Raw genomic sequence first — 6,393 nt, 5'->3', positions numbered from 1 at the left:
AAAACCCAACTCAATCAAACTTAACTAAGTCACTGTTTTATTAGAAGTTTTAATCTTCATCACCGCCGATGGATGTGCATTCTACAGTATTTCAGAAGGCTTGCAACACCTTTTTCAAGAAAATCATTTTGTATGTATATTTTTTAAGCTTTTCGTGTGTTTTCATTCATTTTTTATACAAATTTGCTTAAATGATGTCTATTCGTGAATATAACGTTTATTATTTTCATACTAATAAGTAGTGCTACTTACACAGAAAAGGCCTCAGGTTACCTTATGCATCGTTCTATTTACTTATCTATATGCTTAATTTCTTTAGCTTCAAGCGCACATGTTTTCGCTGAGGTGGCCACCGGTGTGGAAAATCTGGAAAACGAGCCTGCAAAAACGCCGCTTAGAACAAAGATATCAACCAAAGCGCAACAATTACAAACGCAACTGAAAGTTGATGCCAGTGCAGCACAGGCTGAGGAAGTTAAAGATCCTTTTCAGCCGTTAAATAGAAAGATCTATCAGTTTAATGATGCGATTGACCGCACCGTGGTACGTCCCATAGCCGTACAATATGTGGAAAAAGTTCCTCAAGATGTTCGTGGCAGCTATACCCAGTTCCGCAGTAACCTAGGTGAACCTTGGAATGTGGTGAATCAGCTGATTCAAGGTCGTCCTGCCCGCGCTGCTAAATCCCTAGGTCGTTTTACCATTAACACCTTAACAACTTTAGGACTGGCTGATCCAGCGCGTCGCCTTGGCTTGAGCCATGAAGAGGAAAAATTTGGAATTACTTTAGGGTATTATGGCGTGCCTTCTGGCCCTTATATCATGTTGCCATTTTTAGGTCCAAGTTCTGTCCGTGGCGTAATCGGTACTGCTGTAGATAGTCAAGCTCGTCCACAAAAATACATTCTCGAAGATGAAGATGGACTTTACTGGACTGATCAGTTTTGGCGTGCCATCGATACCCGTTCAGAAATACTGGACGTTGAAGGAGTGCTGACTGGCGATCGCTATGCGCAGATTCGCGATATTTATTTACAACGTACCAATTATGCAATTGCAGAAAAGAAAGGCACAGAACAAGATACACTGTTCCTAGAAGATGATTTTGAAGATGACAATTCTGATGATGCACCTTCTAGTGATAGCAACATTGAATCTTCAAACGAAGATCTTTAAGTTTAAGCTTCATGTATGATTGCTAGTGAAAATCTGTTCGCTAGCAATACTTTGCTTGTTATAGTACATCTTATAGCCAATCCTGGGATTGAATCACTTTTTTATGTATTTCATTCAACCGACTCGTGATATTCCTTACTTAGATCAAGTACTTGATACGCTTCCTCATGTTCAGATGATCTATCTGGATGATCATGAACTGTATGACTCTACGATTATTGCGATTGCAGATGTACATGATTATCTGAAATATAAGTGGAATCTGCCTACGATTGTACTGGCCTTAGAAAATGAAGGTACTGCTTTGGCTCAGGCCTGGGAACAAGGTGCTTTAGCCGGCTGGATCTGGAACAAGCTTCCCGAGAATCCAGATCTGGCATTACAAAAAATTGATGCACAATATAAGCGTAACCAGGATAGCCGTGACCTGCCTTCTGCTGCAGAACTACAAAAAAAATTGTTACCGAATCCGATTGAACTGACCAATTACGAGGTCGAAACCTATTTTCAGCCTTCAGCCTATCTTTCAGGGGATTGGTATGATTATTGGAAAATCAGCGACAAAGAAGTGATTTTCTATTTGGCCGATGTATCCGGACATGGCGTTACCAGTAGTTTGCTCACGTCCTGGATGGCAGCTTTCCATGGTCGCTCCAAGACGCCGCGCGAGCTGATCAAGAAGCTGAACGGTATGCTGATGCAGGAAAATATTGAAAAGCACATCACCATGATTGCCGGGATTCTTAATCTGGAAACCCATGTATTAAAATGGTCCAGCGCTGGACATTATCCTCCACCGATTATATTTGAACCCAATCAAGAACCTAAAATCCTCTCTTCCAGCAGTTTCCCTTTGGGCTTAACCGAAGATCTTGAAGTTGAGGAAAATGAATGGGTATTAAGTCGCAATGCGCGCTTTATTATCTGTTCGGATGGCGCACTGGAACCTTTTGATGGTGGTTTAAATGAACAATTCTCGCAATTATTACACCATTTACAGAATCAATCTTTTCAGGCTCCGGAACATGTGGCTGACGATATCGCCTTTTTAAGCTTTATCCGCGTAAATTAGCAGTATATTTACAGGCTTTATAAGCACTTAATTTGATTACTACTTTCAGCCACTTGAGTATCAATACACCCTATGGGATAATTTAATATCCTTCTCTGCAAATGGCATTTATATGTCAACAGGTCATGTTGAATATGCAAGTCTGAATGGAACGCATATTTTTAAGCTTATCGGCGAAGTGCGTGCCCAATCTTGTATTAGTCTAGACAAATTACTGAACAAAATTGAACAGCAAGACAACGTAGTTGGCGCTATCGTTGATCTCACCGAAACCAGTTTCATTGACAGTACCGTACTGGGTGTTTTAGCGAAACTAGGACTCAAACTCAAGCAAGTACACAATATTCAGGCTGTCATGCTTTCTACCAATTCTGACATTACCACTTTGGCCAACAGTATGGGATTGAGCCAAGTGTTTGTGATTCTGAATTATTGTGGTGATCCAAATGTCTGCACACGTGCGCTGATGGAAGAACATGTCACGCATCAAAATATGCTGAATACGGTTCTGGATGCGCATAAAACCTTGATGAAACTGAATCAAAGCAATCAGAACATGTTTGAACCTTTAGTCAAACAGCTACAGAAAGAGCAAGACAATTTAGATAAAATTTCCGAGCAAAAGGTATAACCATCTTATAAGAGGACCCTATGACTTTACTTTCTGTTGTACAAATGAATTCTCAAAATGAAATTGATGCCAATTTCGTGGAGATTGAATCTTTAATTCAACAAAGTAAGGCCAACGGGGCTGAACTGATTGTTTTCCCGGAAAACTTTGTCTGTTTTGCAGCAGGTAAACAGCGTGAAACTGCTGCACAATTTGAAGCGATTCAGCAGCGTCTGGAACAACTTGCCCATCAATATGACACTTGGATCGTTGCCGGTACATTACCCTGCCCTTATCGTCCGGATGGTTCAATCATTGAGGATGGCCGGGTGCGTACCGTTAGCCTGTGTATCAGTCCGGAACGGACCGAAGCGCGTTATGACAAAATTCACCTGTTTGATGTGCAAGTCGGTGATGCTGTAGGCGGTTATCAGGAATCCAAATTCTTTGAACCCGGCACAGATGTTGTCGTAGCCAAAACCCCTTTTGGTAATATTGGTTTAATGGTCTGTTACGACCTGCGCTTTCCGGAACTGGCGTTAAACCTGCGGGCTAAAGGTGCAAACCTCTTGACCGCACCTTCTGCTTTTACTTATACCACAGGTGAAATGCACTGGCAGCTCCTTCTGCAAACACGTGCTCTAGATAGCCAATGCTCGGTGCTTGGTGCAGCTCAACAAGGCTGGCATGGAGAAAAACGCCAGACTTGGGGACATGCAGCCGCCACCAATAGTCGTGGACAACTTCTTAATATGATCCATGCAGAAGGTGCTCAACTCATCACCGTCGACTTTGATTTAAATGAACAGCAAAAAGTGCGTGAATCCATGCCTTTAATGCAACACCGTAGACTTCTTCAACTTTCCTGAATCGTTTCATTTGCTTGCATAAAATAACAAAATCCCTGCTTATTCTTCAGGTGAAATCACCGAGCATAGAAGCTCTACGAAAAATAAACAGGGATTTAACTCATGTCATTAGAAAAAGCCGTCTATACCGCACATGCCAAAGCCACAGGGGGCCGTGATGGCCGCGCCATTTCTGACGATCAGATTCTGGACGTTCAATTGGCCGTACCTAAAGAAATGGGGGGACCAGGCGGTGGAACCAATCCTGAACAGCTCTTTGCCGCAGGTTATTCCGCCTGTTTCTTGGGTGCAATGAAATTTGTTGCCAATCGTGACAAGCTCAATATCAGTAAAGATGCCTATATTGAAGGTGATGTTGGGATTGGTCCGATTCCTACCGGGTTCGGGATCGAAGTGACATTAAACATCCATCTTGAAGGCATGGATCAGGAAGAAGCAAAAAAACTGGTGGATGCTGCGCATATTGTCTGTCCATACTCAAATGCGACCCGTAATAATATTGATGTGAACTTAAACGTAATTACTTAATTTTTTTATTTAACAGCTATCCTGAAAAAAGTTTCAGGATAGCTAGACTTCAATTATAAATTTCAAAATTTACCCGCTTCATCTTTTGTCAAAAGCTACTTCTCTTCCCCACTTGAAAACTGCAGCAAAAACTTAAGAAATTATCTATAATGATTCTTATTTACATTTATTCGATTTATATTGATGTTAAAACTAGTTCTTCTGAATTCTCTCCTGCTCCTCACTGCTACAACCTCTTTTGCAGATCTTTATCTCTCAGAAAAAATCCGTCCGAAAATAAAATCTCTGCTCAATACTGAAATTGAACGCCTGCCCATTCCTGCAACACCCAACAATATGATTCTGCCTGAATTTGGTAAAGGGATTATTGGTTGGGGAGCTGGCCCCAAAGATGCCGAAGCTCGTTTTCTTAATATCAATCGAGCAGATGTTAAAACAATGAAACAGGCAGGACTGAGTTTAGCGATGGCAAAAGCCTGGCAGACATTTTATGAAAATGAAACTTTGCGCAATCCGGGCAATCCGACTGCACCTTTTCGTGCACAACTCATGAAAAAAATCGTCAGTCTCTGGTAAATATTCAAAAGTCCTAATGATCCTTATAATGAAAGTAATAGATTAAAAGATTATTCTGCCGCTTCGTTGGTTACTCGCAATACTTCTTCAATCGTGGTTTTTCCGGCCAATACTTTACGCAGACCATCATCACGAATGGAACCTGACTGCTGACGTACATAGCTTTCGATTTCATATTCAGCCGTATTGCCATGAATCAAACGGCGCATATGATCATCGACTGGGACAATTTCATAAATTGCAGTACGGCCACTAAAGCCAGTATTGCCACAACGTTCACAGCCTTGAGGTTGCGGTAATCTTAAATCTTGGGGATGCTCAATATTGCCAAATAGATTCTTCTCGAAAGCATCTGCCTCATGCCAGGTCGCGCAATGTGGACACAAGGTACGCACCAGACGTTGGGCAATTACCCCGATTAAAGAACTGGACAGCAGAAATGGTTCAATTCCCATATCTTTCAGGCGCGTAACCGCACCAATCGCGGTATTGGTATGCAAGGTGGATAACACCAGATGTCCTGTCAGGGATGCCTGCACCGCAATTTCTGCGGTTTCCAGATCACGAATCTCACCAACCATGACCACATCCGGGTCCTGACGTAACATCGCTTTTAACGCACGGGCAAAGGTCATATCCACTTTGGTATTGACCTGCGTTTGTCCAATCCCTTCCAGCTGATATTCAATCGGATCTTCAGCAGTGAGGATATTTTTGGAACCATCATTCAGATCAGAAAGTGCCGCATATAAAGTGGTGGTTTTACCCGAACCGGTCGGGCCGGTTACCAGAATAATTCCATGTGGGCGATGCACTAGGGTCTTGAGTCGATCATAGTCATTATTCATCAAGCCCAAATGGGTCATGTTTAAACGGCCAGCCTGCTTGTCCAGCAGACGCATCACCACACGTTCACCATAAGAAGAAGGCAAAGTGGATACACGCACATCAACTTCACGCCCCGCCAGACGCAAAGAAATACGGCCATCTTGTGGAATACGCTTTTCCGCAATATCCAGTTTGGCCATGACTTTAATCCGTGAAACCAAGAGTGGTGCCAGTTCACGACGTGGCTGGACAATTTCGCGTAACTGGCCATCGACCCGTAAACGCACCGACAGTTTTTTCTCAAAAGATTCAATATGAATATCGGAAGCCCCGACACGAATCGCCTCTGAGAGCAATGCATTGATCAGACGGACAATCGGTGCATCATCTTCCTGATCCATCAAGTCTTCAGCTTCAGGTACGGAATCGGCCAGGCTGAGTAAATCCGGATGATCTTCCAGACCGGCAGCCACCTGTTGTGACTCGCCGCTATCTCCGGCAAAACTGGAACTGAGTAACTGATTAAATTCCTGTTCGCTACAGAGTTGAAAATGAGCCGGATAGCCGAGCAGACGGCGGGCTTCCTGCAATGCAAGCATTGAGGTATTGTCACGACGCAGAATAAAGGCCTGATCTCCCTCATAACGCAACAGCACACCATGGCGCTTGGCGAAGCTATATGGGATTTGTAATTGTTTAAGTACTTGCATCGCGGATTATAATAATGATGAAAA

The 6,393-nt window shown here is 42.9% G+C and carries 7 protein-coding genes; 6 read left to right on the top strand and 1 reads right to left on the bottom strand.

Going from position 1 to position 6,393, the window contains the following annotated elements; translation table 11 throughout:
* The first annotated feature begins 276 nt into the window (after positions 1–276).
* The 6 genes from NI465_RS09580 (at position 277) to NI465_RS09555 (ending at position 4,831) form a co-directional block, all read left to right on the top strand.
* Entirely contained in the window at positions 277–1,176 is a 900-nt protein-coding gene (locus NI465_RS09580) for an MlaA family lipoprotein (RefSeq protein ID WP_005250813.1), read from the top strand.
* A gap of 103 nt (positions 1,177–1,279) precedes the next feature.
* Positions 1,280–2,248 carry an RsbU family protein phosphatase GigA gene (gigA, locus tag NI465_RS09575; protein ID WP_004732911.1) on the top strand — a complete coding sequence of 323 codons (969 nt, stop codon included), beginning with the start codon at positions 1,280–1,282 and terminating at the stop codon, positions 2,246–2,248.
* A 112-nt stretch (positions 2,249–2,360) separates the two neighbouring features.
* Complete coding sequence (gene gigB, locus NI465_RS09570; RefSeq protein ID WP_004647542.1) at positions 2,361–2,879, top strand: anti-anti-sigma factor GigB; 519 nt, start codon at positions 2,361–2,363, stop codon at positions 2,877–2,879.
* 20 nt (positions 2,880–2,899) lie between these two features.
* Positions 2,900–3,727: a carbon-nitrogen hydrolase family protein gene (locus NI465_RS09565; protein ID WP_005250811.1), complete on the top strand. Its 828-nt coding sequence runs from the start codon at positions 2,900–2,902 to the stop codon at positions 3,725–3,727.
* 102 nt (positions 3,728–3,829) lie between these two features.
* Positions 3,830–4,255, top strand: coding sequence for an organic hydroperoxide resistance protein (locus NI465_RS09560; protein ID WP_004732917.1), 426 nt, complete (start codon positions 3,830–3,832; stop codon positions 4,253–4,255).
* Between the two features lie 183 nt (positions 4,256–4,438).
* Positions 4,439–4,831, top strand: coding sequence for a DUF4951 domain-containing protein (locus tag NI465_RS09555; protein ID WP_180087057.1), 393 nt, complete (start codon positions 4,439–4,441; stop codon positions 4,829–4,831).
* A gap of 50 nt (positions 4,832–4,881) precedes the next feature.
* Here the strand turns inward: NI465_RS09555 and gspE are convergent, their stop codons facing one another.
* A complete protein-coding gene (gspE, locus tag NI465_RS09550; protein WP_253145115.1) occupies positions 4,882–6,369 on the bottom strand; it encodes a type II secretion system ATPase GspE in 1,488 nt (495 codons plus the stop codon).
* Between the last annotated feature and the right edge of the window lie 24 nt (positions 6,370–6,393).

Source organism: Acinetobacter lwoffii (assembly GCF_024129855.1).
In the GTDB taxonomy this organism is placed as follows: Bacteria; Pseudomonadota; Gammaproteobacteria; order Pseudomonadales; family Moraxellaceae; genus Acinetobacter; species Acinetobacter lwoffii_L.
The sequence above is the reverse complement of the archived record's forward strand: the minus strand, read 5'-3'. Positions and strand labels throughout refer to the sequence as shown.